Source organism: Ruegeria sp. CG8, assembly GCF_056537165.1.
Window position 1 is genome coordinate 528,525 of record NZ_JBQFRA010000001.1, and the last position, 25,448, is coordinate 553,972.

The 25,448-nt window shown below is 62.6% G+C and carries 21 protein-coding genes; 12 read left to right on the forward strand and 9 right to left on the reverse strand.

Annotated features, from left to right (window positions below; all coding sequences use genetic code 11):
- Positions 1-7: 7 nt before the first annotated feature.
- From ACR0EF_RS02585 to ACR0EF_RS02595, 3 genes are all read right to left on the reverse strand, one after another.
- A complete protein-coding gene (locus tag ACR0EF_RS02585; protein ID WP_093964881.1) occupies positions 8-988 on the reverse strand; it encodes an ABC transporter permease in 981 nt (326 codons plus the stop codon).
- On the reverse strand, positions 981-1,988 hold the full coding sequence (locus tag ACR0EF_RS02590; protein ID WP_170340961.1) for an ABC transporter permease: 1,008 nt from the start codon (positions 1,986-1,988) through the stop codon (positions 981-983). Before ACR0EF_RS02590 ends, ACR0EF_RS02585 begins: the two co-directional genes overlap by 8 nt.
- Before the next feature lie 94 nt (positions 1,989-2,082).
- Positions 2,083-3,789, reverse strand: coding sequence for a peptide ABC transporter substrate-binding protein (locus ACR0EF_RS02595; RefSeq protein ID WP_170369352.1), 1,707 nt, complete (start codon positions 3,787-3,789; stop codon positions 2,083-2,085).
- A 282-nt stretch (positions 3,790-4,071) separates the two neighbouring features.
- On the opposite strand from ACR0EF_RS02595, the gene ACR0EF_RS02600 reads away from it, so the two are divergent.
- Genes ACR0EF_RS02600 through ACR0EF_RS02620 form a run of 5 tightly spaced genes read left to right on the forward strand, consistent with a single transcriptional unit; the run spans position 4,072 to position 10,655 of the window.
- Positions 4,072-5,892, forward strand: coding sequence for an ABC transporter ATP-binding protein (locus ACR0EF_RS02600; protein WP_170369350.1), 1,821 nt, complete (start codon positions 4,072-4,074; stop codon positions 5,890-5,892).
- Between the two features lie 5 nt (positions 5,893-5,897).
- Positions 5,898-7,064 (forward strand): acetylornithine deacetylase, encoded by a 1,167-nt coding sequence (argE, locus tag ACR0EF_RS02605; RefSeq protein WP_170371509.1) that lies wholly within the window; start codon positions 5,898-5,900, stop codon positions 7,062-7,064.
- A gap of 55 nt (positions 7,065-7,119) precedes the next feature.
- A complete protein-coding gene (locus tag ACR0EF_RS02610) occupies positions 7,120-8,286 on the forward strand; it encodes a M20 aminoacylase family protein (RefSeq protein WP_170371508.1) in 1,167 nt (388 codons plus the stop codon).
- A 16-nt stretch (positions 8,287-8,302) separates the two neighbouring features.
- Complete coding sequence (locus tag ACR0EF_RS02615; protein WP_170340969.1) at positions 8,303-9,466, forward strand: M20 aminoacylase family protein; 1,164 nt, start codon at positions 8,303-8,305, stop codon at positions 9,464-9,466.
- A 25-nt stretch (positions 9,467-9,491) separates the two neighbouring features.
- Complete coding sequence (locus tag ACR0EF_RS02620; protein WP_170340971.1) at positions 9,492-10,655, forward strand: M20 aminoacylase family protein; 1,164 nt, start codon at positions 9,492-9,494, stop codon at positions 10,653-10,655.
- A 39-nt stretch (positions 10,656-10,694) separates the two neighbouring features.
- On the opposite strand, the gene ACR0EF_RS02625 is transcribed toward ACR0EF_RS02620, so the two are convergent.
- Both ACR0EF_RS02625 and moaA read right to left on the reverse strand, forming a co-directional pair.
- The gene (locus tag ACR0EF_RS02625) at positions 10,695-12,005 is read right to left on the reverse strand and encodes a 3-deoxy-D-manno-octulosonic acid transferase (protein ID WP_170371506.1); all 1,311 of its coding nucleotides are present in this window, start codon (positions 12,003-12,005) and stop codon (positions 10,695-10,697) included.
- Between the two features lies 1 nt (position 12,006).
- Positions 12,007-13,014, reverse strand: a complete 1,008-nt coding sequence (moaA, locus tag ACR0EF_RS02630) for a GTP 3',8-cyclase MoaA (protein ID WP_170369342.1) — start codon at positions 13,012-13,014, stop codon at positions 12,007-12,009.
- Between the two features lie 91 nt (positions 13,015-13,105).
- On the opposite strand from moaA, the gene ACR0EF_RS02635 reads away from it, so the two are divergent.
- The gene (locus tag ACR0EF_RS02635) at positions 13,106-13,510 is read left to right on the forward strand and encodes a hypothetical protein (RefSeq protein ID WP_170369340.1); all 405 of its coding nucleotides are present in this window, start codon (positions 13,106-13,108) and stop codon (positions 13,508-13,510) included.
- On the opposite strand, the gene ACR0EF_RS02640 is transcribed toward ACR0EF_RS02635, so the two are convergent.
- Genes ACR0EF_RS02640 through glmU form a run of 3 tightly spaced genes read right to left on the reverse strand, consistent with a single transcriptional unit; the run spans position 13,498 to position 17,371 of the window.
- Complete coding sequence (locus ACR0EF_RS02640; RefSeq protein ID WP_170371504.1) at positions 13,498-14,184, reverse strand: DNA alkylation repair protein; 687 nt, start codon at positions 14,182-14,184, stop codon at positions 13,498-13,500. The genes ACR0EF_RS02635 and ACR0EF_RS02640 overlap by 13 nt on opposite strands.
- A 6-nt stretch (positions 14,185-14,190) precedes the next feature.
- Positions 14,191-16,014 (reverse strand): glutamine--fructose-6-phosphate transaminase (isomerizing), encoded by a 1,824-nt coding sequence (gene glmS / locus ACR0EF_RS02645; RefSeq protein ID WP_170371502.1) that lies wholly within the window; start codon positions 16,012-16,014, stop codon positions 14,191-14,193.
- A gap of 4 nt (positions 16,015-16,018) precedes the next feature.
- Positions 16,019-17,371 (reverse strand): bifunctional UDP-N-acetylglucosamine diphosphorylase/glucosamine-1-phosphate N-acetyltransferase GlmU, encoded by a 1,353-nt coding sequence (gene glmU, locus ACR0EF_RS02650; protein ID WP_170371500.1) that lies wholly within the window; start codon positions 17,369-17,371, stop codon positions 16,019-16,021.
- Between the two features lie 133 nt (positions 17,372-17,504).
- On the opposite strand from glmU, the gene ACR0EF_RS02655 reads away from it, so the two are divergent.
- The 3 genes from ACR0EF_RS02655 to ACR0EF_RS02665 all read left to right on the forward strand — a co-directional run bounded on the left by ACR0EF_RS02655 (position 17,505) and on the right by ACR0EF_RS02665 (position 20,727).
- Complete coding sequence (locus tag ACR0EF_RS02655; protein ID WP_170340984.1) at positions 17,505-18,176, forward strand: HAD-IA family hydrolase; 672 nt, start codon at positions 17,505-17,507, stop codon at positions 18,174-18,176.
- 40 nt (positions 18,177-18,216) lie between these two features.
- Positions 18,217-19,407, forward strand: a complete 1,191-nt coding sequence (locus ACR0EF_RS02660) for a DegT/DnrJ/EryC1/StrS family aminotransferase (protein ID WP_170371499.1) — start codon at positions 18,217-18,219, stop codon at positions 19,405-19,407.
- Between the two features lie 156 nt (positions 19,408-19,563).
- Positions 19,564-20,727: an isovaleryl-CoA dehydrogenase gene (locus ACR0EF_RS02665; RefSeq protein WP_170340987.1), complete on the forward strand. Its 1,164-nt coding sequence runs from the start codon at positions 19,564-19,566 to the stop codon at positions 20,725-20,727.
- A gap of 51 nt (positions 20,728-20,778) precedes the next feature.
- Here the strand turns inward: ACR0EF_RS02665 and ACR0EF_RS02670 are convergent, their stop codons facing one another.
- Positions 20,779-21,384, reverse strand: coding sequence for an OmpW/AlkL family protein (locus ACR0EF_RS02670; RefSeq protein WP_170369322.1), 606 nt, complete (start codon positions 21,382-21,384; stop codon positions 20,779-20,781).
- 136 nt (positions 21,385-21,520) lie between these two features.
- On the opposite strand from ACR0EF_RS02670, the gene ACR0EF_RS02675 reads away from it, so the two are divergent.
- The 3 genes from ACR0EF_RS02675 to ACR0EF_RS02685 are packed head-to-tail and all read left to right on the forward strand — an operon-like array spanning position 21,521 to position 25,444.
- On the forward strand, positions 21,521-23,053 hold the full coding sequence (locus ACR0EF_RS02675; protein ID WP_170369320.1) for an AMP-binding protein: 1,533 nt from the start codon (positions 21,521-21,523) through the stop codon (positions 23,051-23,053).
- Positions 23,043-23,843, forward strand: coding sequence for a tetratricopeptide repeat protein (locus ACR0EF_RS02680; RefSeq protein ID WP_170371497.1), 801 nt, complete (start codon positions 23,043-23,045; stop codon positions 23,841-23,843). Before ACR0EF_RS02675 ends, ACR0EF_RS02680 begins: the two co-directional genes overlap by 11 nt.
- Positions 23,840-25,444, forward strand: coding sequence for a carboxyl transferase domain-containing protein (locus ACR0EF_RS02685; RefSeq protein ID WP_170371495.1), 1,605 nt, complete (start codon positions 23,840-23,842; stop codon positions 25,442-25,444). The genes ACR0EF_RS02680 and ACR0EF_RS02685 overlap by 4 nt, the downstream gene beginning before the upstream one ends.
- Positions 25,445-25,448: the final 4 nt, after the last annotated feature.

Genomic DNA, 25,448 nt, shown 5'->3' on the forward strand with positions numbered 1-25,448 from the left:
CTTTGGATCAGCGTCCGCGGATACGCGGATCGAGCGCATCGCGCAGGCCGTCGCCCAGGTAGTTCACGCTGAGAACGGTCAGCGAGATCGCCAGACCGGGCCAGAACACACGCTCGGGGTATTGCTGCAGATAGTCGACGCCATCGAACAGTAGCCGGCCCCAGGTGGGGAAGTCAGGCGGGAAGCCCAGCCCCAGGAAGGACAGCGCGCTTTCCGTGATGATCGCCGTGGCGATGCCCAGCGTGGCCGACACCATGATCGGCGACAGCACGTTGGGCAGGATGTGCCGTGTGATGATCTGCGTGTTGCTGGTGCCGATCGAGCGGGCGGCCAGAACGAACTCGCGTTCCTTGATCGCCAGAACGTCGCCACGCACGATCCGCGCCGTGGGCATCCACGAGGTGATGCCGATGGCGCAGACGATCAGGATGAAGATCCCACGCTCGAGCCCGAACGCAGCGGATAGAGGTTCGCGGAACAGCAGCATCATCACCAGCAGCAGCGGCAGCAGCGGCAGGGCCAGGAACAGGTCGGTCAGGCGCATCAGCGGCCCGTCCAGCCGTTTGAAGAACCCGGCAACCACGCCGATGAACGACCCCAGGAACAGCGCCAGCAGCATCGCGGTGATGCCGACCGATACCGAGGTCTGCCCCCCAGACATCATTCGCGCCATGATGTCCCGGCCCAGCTGATCGGTGCCGAACGGATGGGCCCAGCTGGGCCCCTGGTTGCGGGCACGGATGTCGATCTGGGTCGGGTCGATGGTCCACAGGAACGGGCCAAGGTAGACGGCCGCGACGATGAAGATGAACAGCATCGCGCCGATCATGGCGCCCTTGTGGGTCTTGAACTGGTCCCACACGTCGCGCCACTGGCTGCGGGGCGGGGTGGTCAGTTCTTCCATTACATCGGCAGTCGGCAAGGCCGTCGAGGCCGGCGCCAGGCCCTCATCAGGGACCAGCGTGTCTGATTGATTGTGATCAGTCATAGCGGATCCTCGGGTCCAGAATGCCGTAAAGAACGTCCGCGATCAGGTTGAACAGGACGATCAACACGGCAAAGATGAAGGTCAGCGTCTGCACCATCGGCAAGTCATTGGCCTGAATGGCGCCGATCAGCAGCTGGCCGATGCCGTTCACCTTGAACACCTGCTCGGTGATGATCGCGCCACCAAAGATCGCCGGAATACCCAGAGCGATCACGGTAACCACCGGGATCATCGAGTTGCGCAGGACATGTACCATGACGACGGTGTATTCGCTCAGGCCCTTGGCGCGGGCGGTACGGACGTAATCCTGGTTGAGGTTGTCCAGCATCGAAGCGCGCATGAACCGGCTGAGCTGCGCGGTAATCTGCAGCGCCAGTACCATCACGGGCATGATCATCTGTTTCAGCTGAATGACGAAGCTGTCCCAGTCATTGACCACATGCGTCGTGTCATAGATCGACGGGAACCAGCCCAACTGGACCGAGAAGATCACGATCACCAGCACCCCCGAGAAGAACGGCGGAACCGAGAAGCCGACCATCGACACGAAGGTGCCCATCTGGTCGAACCAGGAATACTGGCGATAGGCCGAATAGATGCCAATGGGCAGGGCGATCAGGATGGCGACCACATAGGCGGTGCCTACAACCCACAGGGTCTGCGGGATACGCTGAACGACGATGTCCATGACGGGCGAGCGGGTCTGCCACGAAATCACACGCAGGTCACCTTCGGAAAAGGTGGTGCCAAAGATGTGGTCGACCAAAACCTGCGGTTCGATCCAGAAGAACTGCACGATCCATTTCCAGAACCGGACATGCATAGGCTGGCCGAGGCCAAGCGCCTCGCGCATCTTCTCTTTGACTTCAGGCGGAACGGTAAGCGGAACCTGTGCCATCGGGTCGCCGGGGGCGAGCTCGAGCAACAGGAAGATGACGAGACTGATGAACAACAGCGTCGGAACGGCCAGGATCAGTCGTCGAATGGTGAAGTTGAGCATTAAGAGGCGCCTTTATATGCGTCTTCTTGTTGGTGGAACTTGCGAAAGTCCGCGCCCCGATACAGATCGGGACGCGGCTGTGCAAGGCTAGCGCTTAGGAACCGGTCTTGCGGTACCAGTCAGCGATGTTCCACAGTTCGCTGTCCCACACGTTCAGGACGACACCGCCCAGAGTGTTTGCGTGGGCCGACAGACGACCACGGTGGACCAGCGGGATCATGCCGCCGTTCTGAACCATGATGTCGTTCAGCTGCTTCGCGATTTCGGCGCGCTGCTCCAGACCGGCGGTCTGCGCCAGTTGGGCATGCAGCTTGTCGAACTCTTCGTTGCAGAATCGGCTGATGTTCTCACCCTGCCACTGGGTCTCGGGACGCGGTGCCTTGTCGCACAGGCCGTTGCCCAGATAGCTTTGCGGGTCGGTGCCGTTGAAGGTGTTGGCGTACATCTCGACGTCAGCATAGAACTTCTGGAACGTGTCGGGCGAGCCCGGGTCACCACCGAAGAAGACCGAGGCGTTGATGTTGCGCAGTTCGGTTTCGATGCCGATCTGGCTCCACCATTCCTTGATCAGCGCTTGGAAGTCCTGACGGACGGCGTTGGTCGAGGTCTGATAGACGATCTTCAGCGGAACGCCATCCTTCTCGCGGACGCCGTCGCCGTCGGTGTCGACGATGCCGGCATCATCCAGCAGTTTCTTGGCGCCTTCGATATCCTGCGTGTCGCAGGTCATCGAGGTCGAGTTGAACGCAGCCGGAGCCGGCACCCAGTTGCAGGTCACTTTACCCGCCTGGCCATAGCCGATCTCAACCAGCAGCGGGCGGTCGATTGCCATCGACATAGCCTTGTAGACCGCCGGATCCTTCAGGAACGGGTGCGGGTGCTTGGCCGTCGAACGCTCGCCTTCCGGCAGTTCGGGCGACGGGTTGGTCTGGTTCAGCATGATGCGCTCGACCAGCGGGCCAAAGCCTGCCACCGGAGTGCCTTTGCCGCCTTCTTGCATCTGCGCGATAACTTCGGGCGCCAGCTGCAGGTTCCAGGCATAGTCGAACTCGCCGGTTTCCATCACGGCGCGACCGGCCGCAGTCGCATCGCCGCCGCCCTTGAAGGTCACGGTTGCGAAGGCCGGTTTCGCCGGGTCACGATAGTTGTCGTTGGCCTTGAAGGTGATCACATCGTTCGGCTTGAACTCGGTGACGATAAACGGGCCGGTGCCGATCGGGTTGAAGTTCTGCTCGGTGCATTCCGGAGCTTTCGCGCCCATGCAGTCCGCGAACTGAGCGGCCTGAATGATCGGGCTTTCGCCGCCGACGAACGGACCATAGGGGAACGGGGTCGGCTTGTCGAAAGTGACCTTGACGGTCAGATCATCCACAGCTTCGACGCTGGTGACGCCTTCGAACTTGGTCACCTGCGCACAGCCCCCTTCGGGGTCCATGCAGTAATCGGCGGTGAATTTCACGTCGGCCGAGGTGAACGGCGTGCCATCCGACCAGGTGATCCCCGGGGCGATCTTCCACGTGATCGAGGTGAGGTCCTCGCTCACGCCGCCGTTTTCGACGGTCGGGATTTCGGCTGCCAGATACGGCACCATGTTGCCGTCCTGGTCGTAGCGGGCCAGAGGTTCGATCACCAGCGAGGCCGCTTCGACGTCTTTGGTGCCGCCCGACAGAAACGGGTTCAGGATCGAGGGTGCTTGCCAATAGATGATGCTGACGTTGCCGTCCGATCCGCGCTCGGCCATGGCCATCGGGGCCATCGCCGTGCTTGCAATCGCACCAAGCAAAAGGGTTTTGATTTTCATCATACACTCCTTGTTGGACACATTCGTGTCTCGATTTTCTCCGCAAGGCCTGCGGATTTGGCGTTGCCGTGCCGGGCTCAAGCCACTGAAACAAAAGACAATTGCGCAAATGTCTGCGCACTACGCCCAATTTCTCGGCACGGTTACGCGGGGTATCGAAACAGAGTTTGCAGAAATTGCAAGCCTTGCCGCAGCGAAACTGGCAATGCGTTTGACTTTTCCTGTCAGCCCGCCTTAGCGTTCGGCAATCAAAACACTCATGCAGCCAAGGGGAGCGCTCGCGTGCTGGATCAGCCTATCGCCCAGATCAGGGAACTTCGGGTCGAATTCCAAACCAAGGATGGGCCCGTCGTCGGGGTCGAGGATGTCTCGTTCGAGGTCCGTCCGGGCGAAACCGTCTGCATCGTGGGCGAATCGGGATCGGGCAAGTCCGTATCTTCGTTGTCATTGATGCGCCTTGTTGAATTCGGCGGGGGTGAAATCGCCGGCGGACAGTTGATTTTCGACCGCAACGACGGGACCGAACTGGATCTGGCCAAGGCCGATCAGGACCTCATGAAGCAGATTCGCGGCAACGAAATCGGGATGATCTTTCAGGAACCGATGACTGCGCTGAACCCTGTTTTCACGGTCGGGCGACAGCTGACCGAAGGGCTGCGGATTCACAAGGATATGTCCAAGTCCCAGGCCGAAGCACGCGCCTTGGAATTGCTGAAACAGGTCCGCATCCCCGAACCCGAGCGGCGGCTCAAGCAGTATCCGCACGAATTGTCGGGCGGGATGCGCCAGCGGGTTGTGATCGCCATGGCCATGGCCTGCGAGCCGCGCCTGCTGATCGCCGATGAACCCACCACGGCGCTGGACGTGACGATCCAGGCCGAGATCCTGGCCTTGATGGACCGGCTGAAGCGCGAAACCGGCACGGCGGTCATGTTCATCACCCATGACATGGCCGTGGTCGCCCAGATGGCCGACAGGGTCGTCGTCATGTACCGCGGCAACAAGGTCGAAGAGGGCACCGTCACCGAGATTTTCGAGGATCCCCAGCATGACTACACCAAGGCTCTGCTGGCTGCGGTGCCCAAGCTGGGTGAGATGCGCGGAAAATCCGCCCCCGAGCCGATGAAGTTGCTGGGTGTCGAAGGACAGAAAATCGCCCCGATTCCCGGAACCGAGGATGTATTGCTGTCAGTCCGGAACCTGACCACGCGGTTCCCGGTAAAAGGCGGGATCCTGCGCCGCACCATTTCGAATGTGCACGCGGTCGAAGACGTCTCGTTCACCCTGAACAAAGGGCAGACGCTGAGCCTCGTCGGCGAGTCGGGTTGTGGAAAATCTTCGGCCGGACGCTCGATCCTGCGGTTGATCGAGCCCATGGCGGGTGAAATCAGTCTTGATGGCATGGACATCATGAAGCTGGACCAGAAGGGCCTGCGCAAGGCCCGCCTGGACATGCAGATGATCTTTCAGGACCCATTCGCATCGCTGAACCCGCAGATGCAGTTGGTTGATCAGGTGGCCGAGCCGATGCGCAACTATGGCGTGGCGTCGGGGTCGGAATTGCAGGACCGGGTCGCACAGCTGTTCGACAAGGTGCACCTGCCACGCAGCTTCATGCGTCGATTCCCGCACGAAATGTCGGGTGGGCAACGGCAGCGAATTGCGATTGCCCGGGCGCTGGCCCTGAACCCGAAACTGATCATCGCGGACGAAGCCGTTTCCGCGTTGGACGTTTCCGTTCAGGCGCAGGTTCTGAACCTGATGATGGAATTGCAGTCCGAACTTGGCCTGAGCTATCTGTTTATCAGCCACGACATGGCCGTGGTTGAGCGGGTCAGCCACCACGTGGGTGTGATGTATCTGGGCCGGATCGTCGAACTGGGCCCACGGGCGCGTGTTTTTGAGAACCCGCAGCACCCCTATACGCAGGCATTGATGAAGGCGGTTCCGATCGCGGATCCCAATCAGCGCAAGTCGGAAAAAGATTTGAATTTCAAACCGATCCCGTCTCCAATTCACCCAATCGGCTATGAGCCTGCACCTTCGGAATACCGCGAGGTCGAGCCGGGTCACTTCATTCTGACGACCGACAGCGGTTACTGACCCATATGCCACAGCGCCTGACTCCGCTTGAGATCATGACCAAGCTGATCTCGTTTCCCACCGTCAGCCGCGACAGCAACCTGCCGCTGATCGACTGGGTCGAAGACTACCTGAACGGCCACGGTATCCGCGCCCACCGATGGCCGGATCCGGACCAGCCGCACAAGGCGGCCCTGTTTGCCCATGTCGGCCCCTGGGAGGAAGGCGCGGTCGTGCTTTCCGGTCACACGGATGTGGTGCCGGTGGACGGACAACCCTGGGACAGCGACCCGTTTGTCGTGACCGAACGGGACGGCAAGTATTTCGGACGTGGTACCTGTGACATGAAGGGCTTTGACGCCCTCGCCATCTGGGCGCTGGTCGAGGCGCAATACGCCGACGTCAAGCGCCCGCTGCAATTGGCGCTGAGTTTTGACGAGGAGGTCGGCTGCACCGGTGCGCCGCCCATGATCGTCGCCATGCAGGAGGTTCTGCCCAAGGGCTCGGCCGTGGTGGTGGGCGAGCCGTCGATGATGCAGGCCGTCACCGGCCACAAGGGCGGCTTCGGCTTTGATACCCACGTGGTTGGATACGAGGTGCACAGTTCGATCATGCATACCGGTGTCAATGCGATAATGTATGCCGCGCCGCTGATCGACTGGGCAAATGCGCAGAACGACATCAACATGGCGGCGGACCCCAGCGATATCGCGGCAGTCTTTGATCCTCCTTGGACAACCTGTCACGTGGGCATGATCAAGGGCGGCACTGCGCACAACATAACGGCCAAGGATTGCCGTTTCATGATGGATTTCCGGGTCGTCCCCGGCGAGCAGGCATCAGCTTGGAAAGAAGCCTATCTGGAACAGGTAAGAGTGGCGGAAAGGAAGATGCAGCAAGTGCATCCGGACGCCCATATCGAGGTGAAGGCCAGCTTTGCCGTTCCGGCTTTGGTCCCGGAAACCGATGGCGAAGCTGAGACGCTGGTGCGTGCCCTTACGGGCGACAACGCTACCCATGTCGTCAGCTATGGCACCGAAGCCGGTCAGTTTCAGGAAGCCGGTTACTCAGCCGTGATCTGTGGGCCCGGAGATATCGCCCAGGCGCACCAGCCGAACGAATACATCACGATCGCTCAGTTCAACGCCGGCCATGACTTCATGCAGCGTCTGGTCTACAAACTGGCGGCGTGACCCAAAAGAGGCACTGGAAACTCAGGATTTCAGTCAGAAGCTCGGAGAGTTGAACATGCCGGTCAAAAACAGACTTGCCGAAATGCACGCCGAGATCACCAAGTGGCGGCGGCACCTGCATGCGCATCCCGAGTTGATGTACGACGTGCATGAAACCGCCGGCTTCGTTGTCGACCGACTCAAGGCGTTCGGTATCGATGAAATCACGCCGGGGATAGGTAAAACCGGTGTCGTGGCCGTGATCCGAGGGCGGACGGACACGCAGGGGCGGGTGATCGGGTTGCGGGCCGACATGGATGCCTTGCCGATCAACGAGGCGACCGGACTGGACTATGCCTCGACCGTGCCGGGCAAGATGCATGCCTGCGGGCATGACGGGCACACGTCGATCTTGCTCGGCGCTGCGCAATACCTTGCCGAGACGCGCAATTTCGACGGAACGGTGGTTCTGATCTTTCAACCGGCCGAAGAAGGCGGGGCCGGCGGTCTGGCCATGTGCCGCGATGGGCTTATGGATCGCTGGGGCATTCAGGAAGTCTACGGCTTGCACAACATGCCCGGCCTGCCTGTCGGAGAGTTCGCAATCCGGCCCGGCGCGCTGCTGGCGTCGTCGGACGAGTTCGAGATTGTCGTGACCGGCAAAGGTGGCCACGCCGCCGCACCGCATGAAGCCATCGACACAACCTTGGTGGCATCGCATATCGTGGTTGCGCTGCAATCGGTTGTATCCCGCACCGTCGATCCAATCCGACGGGTGGTGCTGACGGTGGGGACGTTTGAAACTGACAGCGTCGCCTCGAACGTGATTGCGCACACAGTCCGGCTGCAGGGCACGGTTCGCACACTGGACCCGGAATACCGTGGCATCGCCGAGGAGCGCGTGCGCCGGATCGCCGAAGACACAGCCTCGGCTTTTGGCGCCAAAGCCCGCGTGACCTGGACGCCCGGCTACCCGGTGACGGTGAATTCCGAAGCGGAAACGGCCTTCGCCGCCGAAGCCGCCGAGGCGGTGGCCGGCAAGGTCAATGACGCAACGGATCCGATCATGCCGTCGGAAGACTTCGCCTACATGCTTGAAGAACGGCCCGGAGCCTACATCTTCTTGGGGAACGGCGACACGGCCATGTGCCACCATCCCGAATACAATTTCGACGACCAGGCCATTCCTGCCGGATGCAGCTGGTTCGCCGAGCTTGTCGAACGACGAATGCCCATCGCCTGAAACAGGAAAGACAGTCATGCCGATCAAGAACCGTTTTGCCGAAATGCACCCCGAAATCACCGGTTGGCGGCGCGACATACATCAACACCCCGAAATTCTCTACGATACCCATCGGACCAGCGCATTGGTTGCGGAAAAACTGAAAGAGTTCGGTTGCGACGATGTCGTGACCGGAATTGGCCGGACCGGGGTAGTCGGCGTGATCAAGGGCAGGACCGACACCCAAGGCCGGGTGATTGGTCTGCGGGCCGATATGGATGCGCTGCCAATGCAGGAGCAGACGGGAGCGGAATATGCCTCCAAGACTGCGGGCGCCATGCATGCCTGTGGCCATGACGGTCACACTGCGATGGTTCTGGGCGCCGCCAAATATCTGGCCGAGACCCGAAACTTCGATGGGACCGCGATCGTGATCTTTCAACCGGCCGAAGAAGGCGGCAACGGTGCTGAAGCCATGTGCCAGGACGGTTTGATGGACCGCTTCGGCATCCAGGAAGTCTATGCGATGCACAACGTGCCGGGCCTGCCGACCGGGCAGTTTGCCATTCGCTCCGGGCCTCTGCTGGCGGCGGCGGACGAGTTCGACATCCATCTTGAAGGCCGCGGCGGTCATGCCGCCAAGCCGCAGGAAACCGTGGATACTACGGTCATGCTGTCGCAACTGATCGTGGCCCTGCAGACCATAGTTTCGCGTAACGCCGACCCGATCTTGCAGGCCGTTCTGTCGGTCACTGCGGTCGAGACTTCGTCGAATGCGTTCAACGTGATCCCGCAATCGGCCCGGCTGCGCGGCACTGTCCGCACCCATTCGAACGAGGTGCGCGACCTGATCGAACTGAGACTGAATGAAGTTGTGCAAGGTGTCGCGGCGACCATGGGTGGCACCGCCACGGTGACCTACTCGCGCGGCGTTCCGGTCACGATCAACGCGGAAGAGCAGACCGGATATGCAGAATCCGCGGCAATTGCCGTCGGTGGCAGCTGTGCCGAGGCACCGATGGTGATGGGGGGCGAAGACTTCTCGTTCATGTTGCAGGAACGTCCCGGGGCCTTCATAGTCTTGGGAAATGGCGACAGCGCCGGGCTTCACCACCCCGAATACGATTTCAATGACGAGATCATTCCGATCGGATGCTCGTGGTTTGCAGAGATGGTCGAACGCCGGATGCCGGTGGCCTGAGATTTTTTAAGGAGAGAAGACGAAGATGCCAGTGAAGAACCGCTTTGCCGAATTGCAGGATGAAATCACCGCCTGGCGGCGTGATATTCACGAGAATCCTGAAATTCTGTTCGATACGCATCGCACCAGTGCGCTGGTTGCGGAAAAGCTGAAAGAATTCGGCTGCGACGAGGTGGTCACGGGGATTGGCCGCACCGGAGTTGTCGGGGTGATCAAGGGCAAGGCCGACACCAAGGGGAAGGTGATCGGATTGCGGGCGGATATGGACGCTTTGCCGATCCACGAGGCGACGGGTTTGGACTATGCTTCGAAAACGCCGGGTGCGATGCATGCCTGCGGCCATGACGGCCACACCGCCATGCTGCTGGGGGCGGCCAAATACCTGTCCGAAACGCGCAATTTCGACGGAACCGTCGTTGTGATCTTCCAACCCGCCGAGGAGGGCGGCGGCGGCGGCCGCGAGATGTGCGAAGACAACCTGATGGAGCGTTGGGGCATTCAGGAAGTCTACGGGATGCACAATTGGCCTGGTAAGCCTGTGGGCAGCTTCTCGATCCGGCCGGGCGCGTTCTTCGCGGCGACTGACCAGTTCGATATCACGTTCGAAGGTCGCGGAGGTCATGCCGCCAAACCGCATGAAACCGTGGACACCACTGTCATGACTGCGCAGGCCGTTCTGGCGTTGCAGACCATCGCGTCGCGCAATGCCGATCCGATCGATCAGGTCGTTGTTTCGGTCACCTCGTTCGAGACTTCGTCGAAGGCGTTCAACGTGATTCCGCAGAAAGTGCAGATCAAGGGCACCGTGCGCACGATGAGCAAAGAGATGCGGGACCTTGCTGAGCAGCGCATCAACGAAATCTGCTCGGGCGTCGCCGCGACATTCGGCGGTACTGCCGATGTCAACTATATCCGGGGCTATCCGGTCATGATCAACAGCGATGAGCAGACCGAGTTCGCCGCCGAGGTCGCCCGCTCGGTCTCGGGGACCTGCGAGGAGGCACCTTTGGTCATGGGCGGCGAAGACTTCGCCTACATGCTGGAAGAGCGTCCCGGTGCCTATATCCTGGTCGGCAATGGCGACACGGCGATGGTTCACCACCCGGAATACAACTTCAACGACGAGGCGATCCCTGCCGGGTGCAGCTGGTGGGCCGAGATCGTCGAACAGCGGATGCCCGCAGCCTGATACCGTGGCGGGGGCGCAGGTCCCCGCTGCCGCTTGCGGTCAGCGGCCTGCGTCCTCCAAACCCAGCTTGTCGCATAGCGTATCCACAACCGAATCCAGCGCCGATTTCTGGGTGTTCACGCAGGTTTGCGCCGCCGCTTGCGCCGCTGCCAGCGCCGATCTGTCCGACAGCCAAAGCTCGACCGCCTTGGCCAACTCGGGTGCCGAAGCGACTTCGACCGCGCCGCCGCTGTCCACCAGCGGGGCAAATGTCTCGGCGAAATTGTAGTAACCCGGCCCGGTGATCACCGCAGCGCCAGCCTGAGCCGGCTCGAACGGGTTGTGGCCGCCGATCTCTTTCAGCGACCCGCCCAAAAACACGATCGGGCACAACGCGTACCACGTTCCGGTTTCGCCCAGCGTGTCGGCCACATAGACCTGCGTGTCGTCGGTGATCGGCTGCCCGGCGCTGCGCAGAGCATGGCTTTGACCCGTGGCATCAATCAGGGCGCAGACCTCGTCCCGCCGTTCCGGGTGGCGGGGGATCAGCAGCAGCAGCAGGTCGGGCCAGCGGTTCAGCAATTCGGCATGGGCGGCCAGAACGGTCTCCTCCTCGCCCGCATGGGTCGAGCTGGCGATCCAGACCGGCCGCGCGCCGATCTGCGCGCGGATCTTCGTCAGCGTATCCTGATCCGCCGGCAGCGGATCGGACATGGCCTTGAGGTTGGTTCCGGGCTGCACCAGATCGGCGGGTGCGCCCATGGCGATCAGGTTTGCGGCCGTGCGGTCGTTTTGCGTCAGGAACAGGCGGAACTGGCTCAGGACAAAGCGGGCGGTGTCGGGGCGCTTCTTCCACCCGGCCACCGATTTCTCGGACAGGCGCGCGTTCAGCAGGGCCAGAGGCGTTCCACGCTGGGCGGTCTCGACGATCAGTCGTGGCCAGATCTCGCTTTCGACGAAGACGCCGGCATCGGGCCGCCAGTGATCCAGAAACCGCGCCACCGGTCCGGCGCTGTCCAGCGGGGGGTATTGGTGGCGGGTGCGCGGTGGTAGACGTTTTTCCACCAGCGCCGCCGAGGTCGGGGTGCCAGAGGTGATCAGGAACTGCGCATCCTCGATCCGTTCACTGATGCGCTTGATCAGGCTCAGAACCGACAGGCTCTCGCCCACGCTTGCCGCATGGAACCAGATCAGCCGACCGTCGGGGCGGGGCTGGCTCGCATGGCCCAGCCGCTCGCGCTGACGGACCTCGGAAACACCCGCCGTCTGCAGCTTGGCGCGAACGGTGCGCCAGGCCAATGGCATGGCGATGGACGTCAACGCGCAGTACATACGGTACAGCGTCGTGGGTTGCCCCGACTGGTCTGCCATGTCAGCCGCCCGTGTGGCTCATGTGACGGCTCATCTGGCCATCGATCTTCTGGCGGGAATAGTCGAAATCATGGCCCTTAGGCTTGAGGGTAATCGCCGCGCGGATCGCCTGTTCCAGTGGCTCTTCACTGTTGGGGTGGTCGCGCAGAGGGGCGCGCAAGTCGGCCATGTCCTCTTGCCCCAGGCACATGTACAACTCGCCCGTGCAGGTCAGGCGTACCCGGTTGCAACTTTCACAGAAATTATGGCTGAGCGGCGTGATGAAGCCGATCTTCTGCCCGGTTTCCTCCAACCGGACATAGCGCGCCGGTCCGCCCGTGCGCTCGGCCAGATCGGTGACAGTATAGTGGTTTTCGTACTCGGCCCGCACGTCTTTCAGCGACCAGTACTGGTCCAGCCGGTCCTCGTTGCCGATGTCACCCATGGGCATGACCTCGATCCAGGTCAGGTCCATGTCGCGCTCGGCGCACCAGCGGGTGATCTTGGGGAGTTCGTCCTCGTTGAACCCTTTCAGGGCCACTGCGTTGATCTTGACGCGCAACCCGGCCTTCTGCGCGGCATCGATCCCGCCCAGGACCTGTTTCAAGCGACCCCAACGGGTGATCTGGGCGAATTTGTCCTCGTCCAGCGTGTCGAGCGAGACATTCACCCGCCGCACCCCGGAGGCATACAGGTCGTCGGCGAACCGGGCGAGTTGCGAGCCATTGGTGGTCAGCGTCAGCTCTTTCAGTGCGCCGCTGTCCAGATGCCGGGTCATCGAGTCGAAGAACCCCATGATCCCACGGCGCACAAGCGGCTCGCCCCCGGTGATCCGCAGCTTTTCCACGCCCAGTCGAATGAAGGTCGAACACATCCGGTCCAGTTCTTCCAGCGTCAGCAGCTCTTTCTTGGGCAGAAAGGTCATGTTTTCAGACATGCAGTAGACACAGCGGAAATCGCAGCGGTCCGTGACGGAGACGCGGAGATAGGTGATTGCGCGGGCAAACGGGTCGATCAACGGAGCAGTCATGCCCAATAGGTAAAGCGCACCGTGCCTTGCGACAAGTCAGAACTGCGCTTGAGGGGTGGAACGCGGGCGCGGGCAGGGGTAGGCTGGTCGCATGCGATACCTGTTTGTCCTTCTTCCTGCGTTTCTGACCGGCTGTGATGCGGTGCGGCAAGGCCGTGATCGCGCGCCGGATGCAGAACCCGCGCAGGCGACAGAAACCGCCGCTGCCACCGAAGAGGTGGCAGCAACGCCTGTTGCGGCTGTGAACACCGGATGGGCCGGTGCCAAGACAACGATTGCCGGACTGGGCGATCCGAACAAGCCCGGACGCTGGCTTGAAACGCCGTTGGTCGAAACTGAGATCAATGGCCGGGTGGTCGTACCCAAGACGGGCGCGCAGGCTTACATCACCCTTGTGCCAGCACCCTCGGGCGGCAGCCGCCTGTCGGTTGAGGCGATGCGTGCGCTGCTGGTGCCGTTTGACGAACTGGTCGAACTGGACGTTTATTCCAATTGATCTTTCAGGTACTTGCCAGCCTCTTTGCGGGCAAAGGGCTTCATCGCGTCACCGTACGTGACCAGAAACGCCCGGACCCGATTGGGATCGTGTTTGGACAGGTCGCGCAGCCACCAGGCCACCGCCTTCTGGATGAACCAGTCGCGATCGGGGACATACTTGGCGGCCCAACCCAGGATGCGGTCGCGGCGCTGTAGGTCCTCGGGCTTGGGGTGGTTTTGCTTGGTCCAGGGCAGGGTGGCGACCAGTGCCGCGCGTCGGGCCCACATGTGATCCGAGGTCGTCCAGCCTTCGACCTGATCCAGCCGCGACGGATCGGCCCACAGGCGCTTTTGCATGGCCATGCTGGCATGGTCGGCCACCGCCCAAGCGTCGAAATCGGACAGCCAGCTTTGCAGCAGGTCCCAAACCGCCTGATCGGGGCGGATGCGCGCCTGCGTCAGCAGCTTGGCGGCGGCCAGCCGCGCCTCGTGGATGTTGGTCTGCCACAGCTGATCGGCCAGCGCGACACGGGCGTCCACGTCCATCTGCTGCCGCCAGCTTTTGGTCAGATCATTCAGCACCGGGTTCGGTACACCAAGATAGGGGCGATCGACCTTGTGATAGGCCGCCATCTGGGCGGCCCGGTCCGGGTCGGCATGGGCCTTGATCTGGTCCAGAGGGCTGTCCGGCATGGCGGCTTACTCGACCGTGACGGATTTCGCCAGGTTGCGCGGCTGGTCCACATCGGTGCCCTTGGCGACCGCCGTGTGATAGGCCAGCAGCTGCGCGGGCACCGAATACAGGATCGGCGCGACCGAGGCGTGGGCATGCGGCATTCGGATCGTGCTCCAGACCCCGTCCTTGGCATCTGCGATCCCGTCGTCGTCCGAGACCAGAATGACCTTGCCCTTGCGCGCCATGACCTCTTGCATGTTCGACACGGTCTTGTCGAACACCGCATCGCGCGGTGCCATCACCACCACGGGCATGTGCTTGTCGATCAGGGCGATAGGGCCGTGCTTCAGCTCGCCCGATGCATAGCCCTCGGCGTGGATATAGCTGATTTCCTTGAGTTTCAGCGCCCCTTCGAGGGCCAGCGGGTACATCAGGCCGCGTCCCAGGAACAGAACGTCGCGCGCCTCGGACAGGCGCTGGGCGGATTTCCGGATCGCCTCCTCCTGGTCCAGCGCGGCATTCAGCAGTGTCGGCAGGCCGCGCAGCGCGGCGGCGTGATCGGCCAGCGCATCGTCGTCCAGTGTGCCCCGGTCGGCCGCGGCCTTGAGCGCCAGCATCAGCAGAACGCTCAGCTGGCAGGTGAAGGCCTTGGTCGAGGCCACGCCGATCTCGACCCCGGCATGGATGGGCAGCGCCACGTCACTTTCCCGCGCAATCGAGCTTTCGGGGACATTGACCACCGACACGATCTTGTCAGCCTTGCCCTCGCAATAGCGCAGCGCGGCCAGGGTGTCGGCGGTCTCGCCCGACTGGCTGACGAAGAGGGCCAGCGTGCGGTCGGTGATCGGCGGTTCACGATAGCGGAACTCGCTGGCGATATCGACCTCGACCGGCATCCGGGCCAGTTGCTCGAACCAGTATTTGGCGGTCAGACAGGCATAGAAGGCCGTGCCGCAGGCCACCATGGTCAGGCGGTCCAGCTTGGAGAAATCAAGGTCCGTGTCCGGCAGAACCACCCGGTCGCCGCCGGTGGGCAGGTACGAGCGGATCGCTTCGGCCACCACCACCGGCTGTTCGGCGATTTCTTTGGCCATGAAGTGCTTGTGCCCGCCCTTGTCGGTCCGGGTCTGATCCAGCTGGATCTTGCGGATCTCGCGATTTGCGATCTCACCGGCCTCGTTGCGGATCTCAACCGAAGTGCGGGTGACCACGGCGCGGTCGCCTTCCTCCAGATAGGTGATCCGGTCGGTCAGCGGCGCCAGCGCGATGGCGTCCGAGCCGACGAACATCTCGCCATCCCCGTGCCCGATGGCCAGCGGCGAGCCTTTGCGGGCGGCGACGATCAGGTCATCTTCGCCGTCGAACAGGAAGGCCAGCGCAAAGGCGCCTTGCAGCCGGTCGATGGTCTTGAAGGCGGCCTCGACCGGGCTCAGCCCCGATTTCATGTAGAATTCCGACATCAACGCGACGGTTTCGGTGTCGGTCTCGGTCTGGAAATCGATGCCGTTCTCAGCCAATTCGGCCCGCAACTCGCGATAGTTCTCGACAATGCCGTTGTGGACCACGGCGACCGGCCCGGCCTGATGCGGGTGCGCGTTGCTGACAGAGGGTGCGCCATGGGTCGCCCAACGCGTGTGCCCGATGCCGGACTTGCCAGGCAGGGGGTCATGCACCAGCAGGTCACTGAGATTGACCAGCTTGCCCACCGCGCGCCGACGGCCCAGCTTGCCGCCGTTTACGGTTGCGATGCCCGCACTGTCATAGCCGCGGTATTCCAGCCGCTTCAGCGCTTCGACCAGGATGGGCGCCGCTTCGTGCTTGCCCAATACGCCAACAATTCCACACATTTACTCAGGCTCCCTTGTCCCGGCGTGCCTTTTTCGCCTTCAGCATCTCGAACAGCTTGCGGGCGTAGCCCGGCTTGTTTTCCTGTTTGGCGCGGCCCACCGCCAGGGCGTCGGGTTCGACGTCGCGGGTCACGATGGTGCCTGTGGCCGTCATCGCGCCGCTGCCCACGGTGACCGGGGCCACCAGCATGGTGTTCGAGCCGACAAAGACATTCTCGCCGATCACCGTGCGGTGTTTCATCACGCCATCATAGTTGCAGGTGATGGTGCCCGCGCCGATATTCGTGCCCGCGCCAACCGAGGCATCGCCGACATAGCTGAGGTGATTGACCTTTGCGCCCTCGGCGATTTCGGCATTCTTGATCTCGACGAAATTGCCGATACGGGTGTTCTCGGCCAGTTCCGCCCCCGGACGCAGCCGGGCATAGGGGCCGACCACGGCGCCGCGGCTGACATGGCAGCCTTCCAGGTGCGAAAACGCCCGGATCGTCGCGCCGCTTTCGACGGTGACGCCGGGGCCGAAGACCACGTTGGGTTCGATCACCGTGTCGCGGCCGATCACCGTGTCGGCGGCCAGAAAGACCGTCTCGGGGGCCATCAGGGTGACGCCCAGATCCAGCAGCTCGGCCCGGGCGCGGGCCTGGAACACGGCATCGGCCGCGGCCAGATCTGCGCGCGAGTTCACGCCCAGCGTCTGCGCCTCGTTGCACGAAACGGCGGTGACCTTCAGGCCGCGGTCGCGTGCGATCTCGACCACGTCGGTCAGGTAGTATTCGCCCGAGGCGTTGTCGTTTCCGACCGCGTCGATCAAGTCGAACAGAGTGCCCGCGTCACAGGCCAGAAGTCCCGAGTTGCAGAAGGTTATGGCGCGTTCTTCATCTGACGCATCCTTGAACTCGACGATCCGTTCCAGAGCATCTCCGTTCATCACCAAGCGGCCGTACCGGGCCGGGTCTACGGCCTCGAAACCCAGGATCACCAGATCGTTGTCAGCCCGCGCGGCGATCATGCGCTCCAGCGTGTCGGGCTGAAGAAACGGGGTATCGCCGTACAGAACGACCACGTCACCGGTGAACCCTTCCAGCGCCGCGCGCGCCTGGGCGACGGCATGGGCGGTGCCCAGTTGCTGGTCCTGCACGACGATGCGCGCGTCTTCATCCTCGGCCTGCGCGACTTTGGCCACCGCCTCAGCGCCGTGGCCGGTGACGATGACCGTGCGTTCGGGTGCGAGAACCGACCCGGCGCGCATGGCGTGCACCAGCATCGGAACCTGGGCGATCGGGTGCAGAACCTTTGGGATATCCGAATTCATCCGGGTGCCTTTTCCGGCGGCAAGGATGACAAGGGCAGTGCTCATGAATGCGTTTTCTCTTTTGTTTTGTCGCGGTCCGTTTTATCCGCTGAGGGCAAAGGCGCAAGCCGTTCGGCCATCAAACAAGATTGCCGTTTGCAACACGACATGGCGGAAAACTGCCGAGCAAGGAGACAGAATGCGCACGGTCATCTTCGATCTGGACGGGACTTTGGCCGATACGTCGGGCGATCTGCTGGCGGCGGCCAACCATTGTTTCCGGCAGATGGGGCATGGCGACGTGCTGGTGCACGGGCAGGATGCGGCGGTGGCTTTGCGCGGCGGGCGGATGATGCTGACCCACGGGCTGAAACGCGTGGGCGCCTATGACGAAGAGACCGTGAACGCCTATTACCCGGTCCTGCTCGAGGCCTATGGGCAGGCGATCGACACCCACACCACCTTCTATCCCGGCGCGCTGCAGGCGGTCGAGGCGCTGAAGGCCGCCGGATACGGTGTCGGCATCTGCACCAACAAGCCCGAGGCGCTGGCCGAGCTGCTGATGACGCGGCTGGGAGCGCGGGCGTTGTTCGGCTCGTTGGTGGGGGCGGACACGCTGCCGGTGCGCAAGCCCGACCCCGCGCCGCTGCGTGAAGCGGCGCGCCGGGCCGGCGGGCTTCCCGACCACTGCATACTGGTGGGCGACTCGGATACCGACCGTAACACGGCCCTCGCCGCAGGGGTGCCTTCGATCCTTGTGACCTTCGGCCCGTCCGGTGATGACATGGCCGCACTGCAGCCCGATGCGCTGCTGCACCATTTCGACGATCTGCCCGCAATCGTCGCCGAGCTTGTGGGCGCGGCGGCCTGATCTCTTGACCCGCGCTGCGACTGGCCCCACAAACGACGCCATGACCGAGCGATTTTCTGGCAGTTTCACCCAGCAGGAGCCGATCCCCGACGCGGCGATCGAGGCGGCGCTGGCTGTTCTGCGTCACGGGCGGTTGCACCGCTACAACGTGGCCCCCGGAGAGCTGAGCGAAACCGCCCTGTTGGAACAGGAATTTGCCGCGCAGATGGGTGCGAAATACTGTCTGGCCGTGTCGTCGGGCGGCTATGCGCTGGCCACGGCCCTGCGTGCCGTGGGTGTCCAGCCGGGAGATGCGGTTCTGACCAACGCCTTCACGCTGGCCCCGGTGCCGGGGGCGATCGCCTCGGTCAATGCGCGCCCGGTTTTCGTGGGCGTGACCGAGGGGCTGACCATCGATCTGGACGATCTGGCGGCCAAGATGGACCGCGCCAAGGTTCTGATGCTCAGCCACATGCGCGGGCATCTGTGTGACATGGACCGGTTGATGCAGAGGTGCGACGCCGCCGGGGTGACGGTGATCGAGGATTGCGCCCACACGATGGGCGCCGCCTGGCGCGGACAGTTGTCCGGCCGTCAGGGGGCGATCGGCTGCTATTCCTGCCAGACCTACAAACATGTGAACTCGGGCGAGGGTGGTCTGTTGATCACCGATGACGAGATGCTGGCGGCCAAGGCCACGATGCTGTCGGGCTCGTACATGCTGTACGAACGCCACCTTGCGGCGCCGGGTCCCGAGGTGTTCGAGCGGATCAAGTACACCACGCCAAACGTGTCGGGGCGGATGGACAATCTGCGCGCGGCGATCCTGCGCCCCCAGTTGCGCGATCTGGATCGGCAGGTGCGGCGCTGGAACGAACGCTATGCCGAGATCGAGGCGGGTCTGCGCGGCACACCCGGCCTGACCATCGTCGAGCGGCCTGCCGAGGAGAGCTATGTCGGCTCGTCGATCCAGTTTCTTCTACTGGATTGGGCGTCTGAGCAGATCGCCGAGGTTTTGCGGCGCTGCGCAGATCGCGGGGTCGAGCTGAAATGGTTCGGCGGGGCTGAGCCAACCGGGTTCACCTCGCGCTATGACAGCTGGCGCTATGCCGAGTCGGAGCGGATGCCCGAGACCGACCGGATTCTGCGCGGGATCATCGACATGCGCGTTCCGCTGACCTTCTCGCTGGACGATTGCCGTCTGATTGCCGGCATCATCCGCGCCGAGGTCGGCGCTGTTTTCCAACGGTAACTCAATCGAGTGCGCCATGCGGCGCACGCTCGAACCCTGCACAAGCCGCCTTGGGGCGGCTTTTTCATTTGGGTCACGCGATGATTGACCGCGCGGGGAAAGGTCTGTATCAGTTTATTGAACACCTGTTCATTAACGCGAAAGAGGAGAGCGCGGATGTTCACGGCGACAATGCAATTCGATCTGGGTGAAGATGTGAACGCGCTGCGCGAGATGGTGCACCGCTGGGCGCAGGAGCGGGTCAAGCCGATGGCGGCCGAGATCGACAAGACCAACGCCTTTCCCAACGAGCTGTGGAAGGAAATGGGTGAACTCGGTCTGCTGGGCGTAACCGTTCCCGAACAGTATGGAGGCGCCGAAATGACCTATCTGGCGCATACGATCGCGGTTGAAGAAATCGCACGCGCCTCGGCATCGGTGGCGCTGTCCTACGGGGCGCATTCCAACCTATGCGTCAACCAGATCAAGCTGAACGGCACTGAAGAGCAGAAGCAAAAATACCTGCCGCGCCTGATTTCGGGCGAACACGTAGGTGCCCTTGCCATGTCGGAACCCGGCGCGGGGTCGGATGTTGTGTCGATGAAACTGCGGGCGGAAAAGCGCAACGACCATTACCGCCTGAACGGCAACAAATACTGGATCACCAACGGTCCGGATGCCGATACGCTGGTCGTCTATGCCAAGACCGACCCGGAGGCCGGGTCCAAGGGCATCACCGCCTTCCTGATCGAGAAAGAGATGAAAGGGTTCTCGACCTCGCCCCATTTCGACAAGCTGGGCATGCGCGGGTCGAACACGGCCGAGCTGATCTTTGAAGATGTCGAGGTGCCCTTCGAGAACGTGCTGGGCGAAGAAGGCAAGGGCGTTGCGGTTCTGATGTCGGGCCTCGACTATGAGCGCGTGGTGCTGGCCGGCATCGGCACCGGCATCATGGCTGCCTGCCTCGACGAGATCATGCCCTATCTGGCCGAGCGCAAGCAGTTCGGCAAACCGATCGGAACCTTCCAGCTGATGCAGGGCAAGATCGCCGACATGTACACCGCGATGAACTCGGCCCGGGCCTATGTCTACGAGGTGGCCAAAGCCTGTGACCGGGGCGACGTGACCCGGCAGGATGCGGCGGCGTGCTGCCTCTATGCATCCGAGCAGGCGATGGTGCAGGCGCATCAGGCCGTTCAGGCCATGGGCGGGGCCGGGTTCCTGGCGGATGCGCCGGTTAGCCGGATCTTCCGCGATGCCAAGCTGATGGAGATCGGCGCGGGCACCAGCGAGATCCGCCGGATGCTGATCGGCCGCGAATTGATGAACGAAATGCTCTGAAGAAAAACGCCTCGCCGACGAGGTCACGGCGAGGCGTTTCCGATCAAGGGATCAGAAGCGATGGACGTAGGAAACGCCAACCAGCCACGGATCGATTTCGGCCTTGCCGATGTCGGCTCCGTTGAGGGTGACGTCCGAGTCGATGTCGAACCAGCGGACGTTCAGGCGAACCGCGCCCTTGTCCGTGACCATGTAGTCCAAGCCGGCCTGCAGCGACACGCCGAAGGAGTTGTCGACCTTGAGATCGCCCAGCGGCGATTCCTCGTCAAAGAACACGGTGTAGTTCAAACCGGCGCCGACATAGGGTTTCCAGGCGCTGTTGGTTGCAAAGTGGTAGTTCAGCGACAGTGTGGGCGGCAGGTGCTTGACGCTGCCCGCGTCGACGCTTCCGCCCAGCGTGATGTCATGGCTGAACGGGGTTGCGGCCAAAAGCTCGATGCCCAAATTGTCGCGGATGAAATACTCGGCGGTGAAGATCGGGCGGGTGTCCGAGTCGACGTCGGCGCTGAAGCCGGCGAGGGACCCGTTGTCGGATTTCGGGTCGAGGTAGCCGACACCGACACCAACGGTCCAGTCCCCTTGAGACTGGGCGAATGCGGGGGCCGAAACAGCGGCCAACGCGGTGGAAAGGGTGAGGATGGCGAGTTTGCTGGTCATGTTCTTGCCTTTGGTTTTGTGTGCAAGCCGACCATGCCTGCAGGACGGGGCGCCCACTCTGATCTGCATCAAGTTTCGTCGATGTTCGATATTCAAATTGGCGCGGCAAGTCGCTTAAATATAAGGGAAAAACGCCATGTGTCCCGCTGAGGTCATACCGGGTTTGCGGCCTGGTGGCAGCTGGGACATTCCGCCGAGGCTGAACATGGCACGTCAGTGCCTGTCGCGGCCTACTGAGCAGGTGGCGATCCTCGATCTGTCTTCCGCGGCTACGACCGAGATCACCTATGGTGAACTTGAGCGTATGACCGACCGGCTGGTGCGCGGGTTGCTGGGTAGGGTGCAACCCGGCGATCGGGTCGGCGTGCTGCTCAGCCAGTCGCCGTGGTGCGCGGCCGCGCATCTGGCCATCTGGAAGATCGGGGCAATCTCGGTACCGCTGTTCAAGCTGTTCAAACGCGATGCCCTAGCCTCGCGCATCGGCGATGCGGGGGCCGGGTATGTGCTGACCGACGGCGAGGGCGCCGACATGCTGGGCGATCTGGCGCAGCCGCTGATCGTGTCCGAGCTGGGGGCGGACGGGCCTGCCGTAGGTTTTGCTGACACAGGCCCCGAAGATCCGGCGGTGCTGATCTATACCTCGGGCACGACGGGCAAACCCAAGGGTGCGCTGCATGGGCACCGGGTGCTGACCGGGCATCTGCCGGGCGTTTCGATCAGCCACAACCACCTGCGCGCGGGTGACTGCCTGTGGACGCCGGCCGACTGGGCCTGGATCGGCGGGTTGTTCGACGTGCTGATGCCTGGGCTGGCGCTGGGCATTCCGGTTGTCGCCGCGCGGCTCGACAAGTTCACCCCCGAGGCTTGCGCGGATGTGATCGCGCGCGGCGGCGTGCGCAACGTTTTCTTTCCGCCCACGGCGCTGCGGATGCTCAAGGCCTCGGATGTGACGATCCCCGGCCTGCGGTCCGTGGCCTCGGGCGGCGAGCCTTTGGGTGCGGAAATGCTGGCGTGGGGACAGCGGGCCTTTGGTCTGACGATCAACGAATTCTATGGCCAGACCGAATGCAATATGGTGGTTTCCTCCTGCGCCGAGGATTTCCCCGCGCGCCCGGGCTGCATTGGCAAGCCCGTGCCGGGCCACGAGGTCGCGGTGATCGACGCGGACGGCAATCCGACCGACGCCGAGGGCGACGTAGCCATCCGGCGCGGCTCAGCCTCGATGCTGCTGGAATACTGGAACAACCCGCAGGCCACGGCCGAGAAGTTTCGCGGTGATTGGCTGATCACCGGTGACCGCGGCGTGTGGGAGGGCGATTATCTGCGCTTTGTCGGCCGCGAGGATGACGTGATCACCTCGGCTGGATACCGCATCGGCCCGGCCGAGATCGAGGATTGCCTGCTGACCCATCCGGCGGTGGCCACCGTGGGCGTGGTCGGCAAGCCCGACCCGCTGCGGACCGAGATCGTGAAGGCCTATGTGGTGTTGAAACCGGAGTCCGAGGCCTCGGAACAAGAACTGCAGGATTGGGTCAAGGACCGTCTGGCGCATTATTCCTACCCGCGAGAGGTGGCTTTTGTGCAAGACTTGCCATTGACCGTGACGGGAAAAGTCATTCGCAAGGAATTGAAGCGTCGCGCGTTCGAGGAGATATGCCATGGCAGATAAATCCAGCGTCCGGACCGGAGTTGAATTCAGCGCGACCGTCATCGCGGTCATCGGGGCCGTTTGGGCCGGAAAGACCTATTTCGAAACGTGGATGCACGACACGATCGACAAGGCGGTCGAAGAAAAGATCGCCGTCATCGAAAAACTGCAATTGGCCGACCTTCTGGTTTTATACGGCTACCCGGATGACGCCATCTCGGAATTGCGCAAGATCGCCGATCGGGTCGCCAGGCTGGACGCCGATGACAAACGAAAGATCGCGTTTTACGACAACTATCTGGATGCGGTGGCCGATTCCGACGGGACCCTGAAATTCGAACCGGAAATCCGGATGCTGCACAGCGTCTTCAGCAACGAGATGCAGACCGACGGCTGGCATGACGAGAAGCTGGCCTATGTCGCGATGTTCCTGCCCGAAGCGCAGGCGGATGATGGGTATTTCGACCGTCAGGTCGTGGGGCGGCTCAAGCTTGCGGTCAACCAATACGAGGCAGACGACGACTATGAGAGCCTCGGGAGCGCCTATCGCAACCTGTCGCTGGCCTATCTGTGCCGGGGCGAACAGGACAAGGCCGTCGAGGCGATGGAAATGGCAGCCGAGATGCAGCCGTTCGAGTATTATTTCATGGTTCCGATGTGGGACCTTGAGGATTTCCTCGAAGAGCCGGAAATCAAGAAGCTGGACACCGTCTGCTCCGGCAACGTGTCGCAGGGATATGCGCGCATCATGCAGAGCTTTGGCGTCAGCGAAAACCCCGTTCGCGAATTTCTGAGAGAGTATACCAGATGAAGCTGCGATCTTCCGTTTTGCCCTCGTCCGATGGCTTCAAACAAAACCGTGCCGCGCATCTTGAGGCGTTGGCGCAGATCTCTGAGGTCGCCGAGGCCGCGCGTATGGGCGGGGGCGAGAAATCGCGCGACCGCCATGTGTCGCGGGGCAAGATGCTGCCCCGGCGGCGGGTGGCCAACCTGCTGGATCCGGGGTCTCCGTTCCTCGAAATCGGCGCGACGGCGGCGCATGGCATGTATGGTGGCGCGGCCCCCTGTGCCGGTGTCATCGCGGGCATCGGTCGGGTGCAGGGGCAAGAGGTCATGGTGGTCTGCAACGACGCCACCGTGAAGGGCGGCACCTATTATCCGATGACGGTCAAAAAGCACCTGCGCGCGCAAGAGATCGCCGAAGAAAACCATCTGCCCTGCATCTATCTGGTGGACAGCGGCGGCGCGAACCTGCCCAACCAGGACGAGGTCTTTCCCGACCGCGACCATTTCGGCCGCATCTTCTACAACCAGGCACGGATGAGCGCCAAGGGCATCCCGCAGATCGCCGTGGTCATGGGCTCGTGCACCGCGGGCGGCGCCTATGTGCCGGCCATGTCCGACGTCACGATCATCGTCAAGGAACAGGGCACGATCTTTCTGGCTGGCCCGCCGCTGGTCAAGGCGGCAACGGGCGAGGTCGTCAGCGCCGAAGACTTGGGCGGCGGCGACGTGCACACGCGCCTGTCGGGTGTGGCCGATTATCTGGCCGAGGATGATGCCCACGCGCTGGCGCTGGCCCGCCGGGCCGTTGGTTCGCTGAACCGGCACAAGCCGCAGACGGTGGATTGGGCCAGCTCCGAAGACCCGGCCTGTGACCCCGAGGAAATCCTGGGCGTCGTCCCGGCCGATCTGCGCACCCCGTATGACATCCGCGAGGTGATCGCGCGCTTGGTCGATGGCTCGCGCTTTGACGAGTTCAAGCCTCGGTTCGGTGAAACGTTGGTGACCGGCTTTGCCCATGTCAAAGGCTGCCCCGTCGGCATCGTCGCCAACAATGGCGTGCTGTTTTCCGAGGCCGCGCAGAAGGGCGCGCATTTCGTCGAATTGTGCAGCCAGCGCAAGATCCCGCTGGTCTTCCTGCAAAACATCACCGGGTTCATGGTCGGCCGCAAATATGAGAACGAAGGCATCGCGCGCCACGGCGCCAAGATGGTGACGGCGGTGGCTTCGACCAATGTGCCCAAGATCACCATGCTGGTGGGCGGCTCTTTCGGGGCCGGGAACTATGGCATGGCGGGCCGCGCCTATCAGCCGCGGTTCCTGTGGACCTGGCCGAACAGCCGCATCTCGGTCATGGGCGGCGAGCAGGCCGCCGGTGTTCTGGCAACGGTCAAGCGCGACGGGATCGAACGGCAGGGCGGCACATGGTCGGCCCAGGAAGAGGCCGAGTTCAAACGCCCGACGCTCGAGATGTTCGAGGAGCAGTCGCACCCGCTCTATGCCTCTGCCCGGCTGTGGGATGACGGCATCATCGACCCGCGCAAAAGCCGCGACGTGCTGGCCCTGTCGCTGAGCGCCGCGTTGAACGCCCCGATTGAGGACACGCGCTTTGGCGTGTTCCGGATGTAGAAGG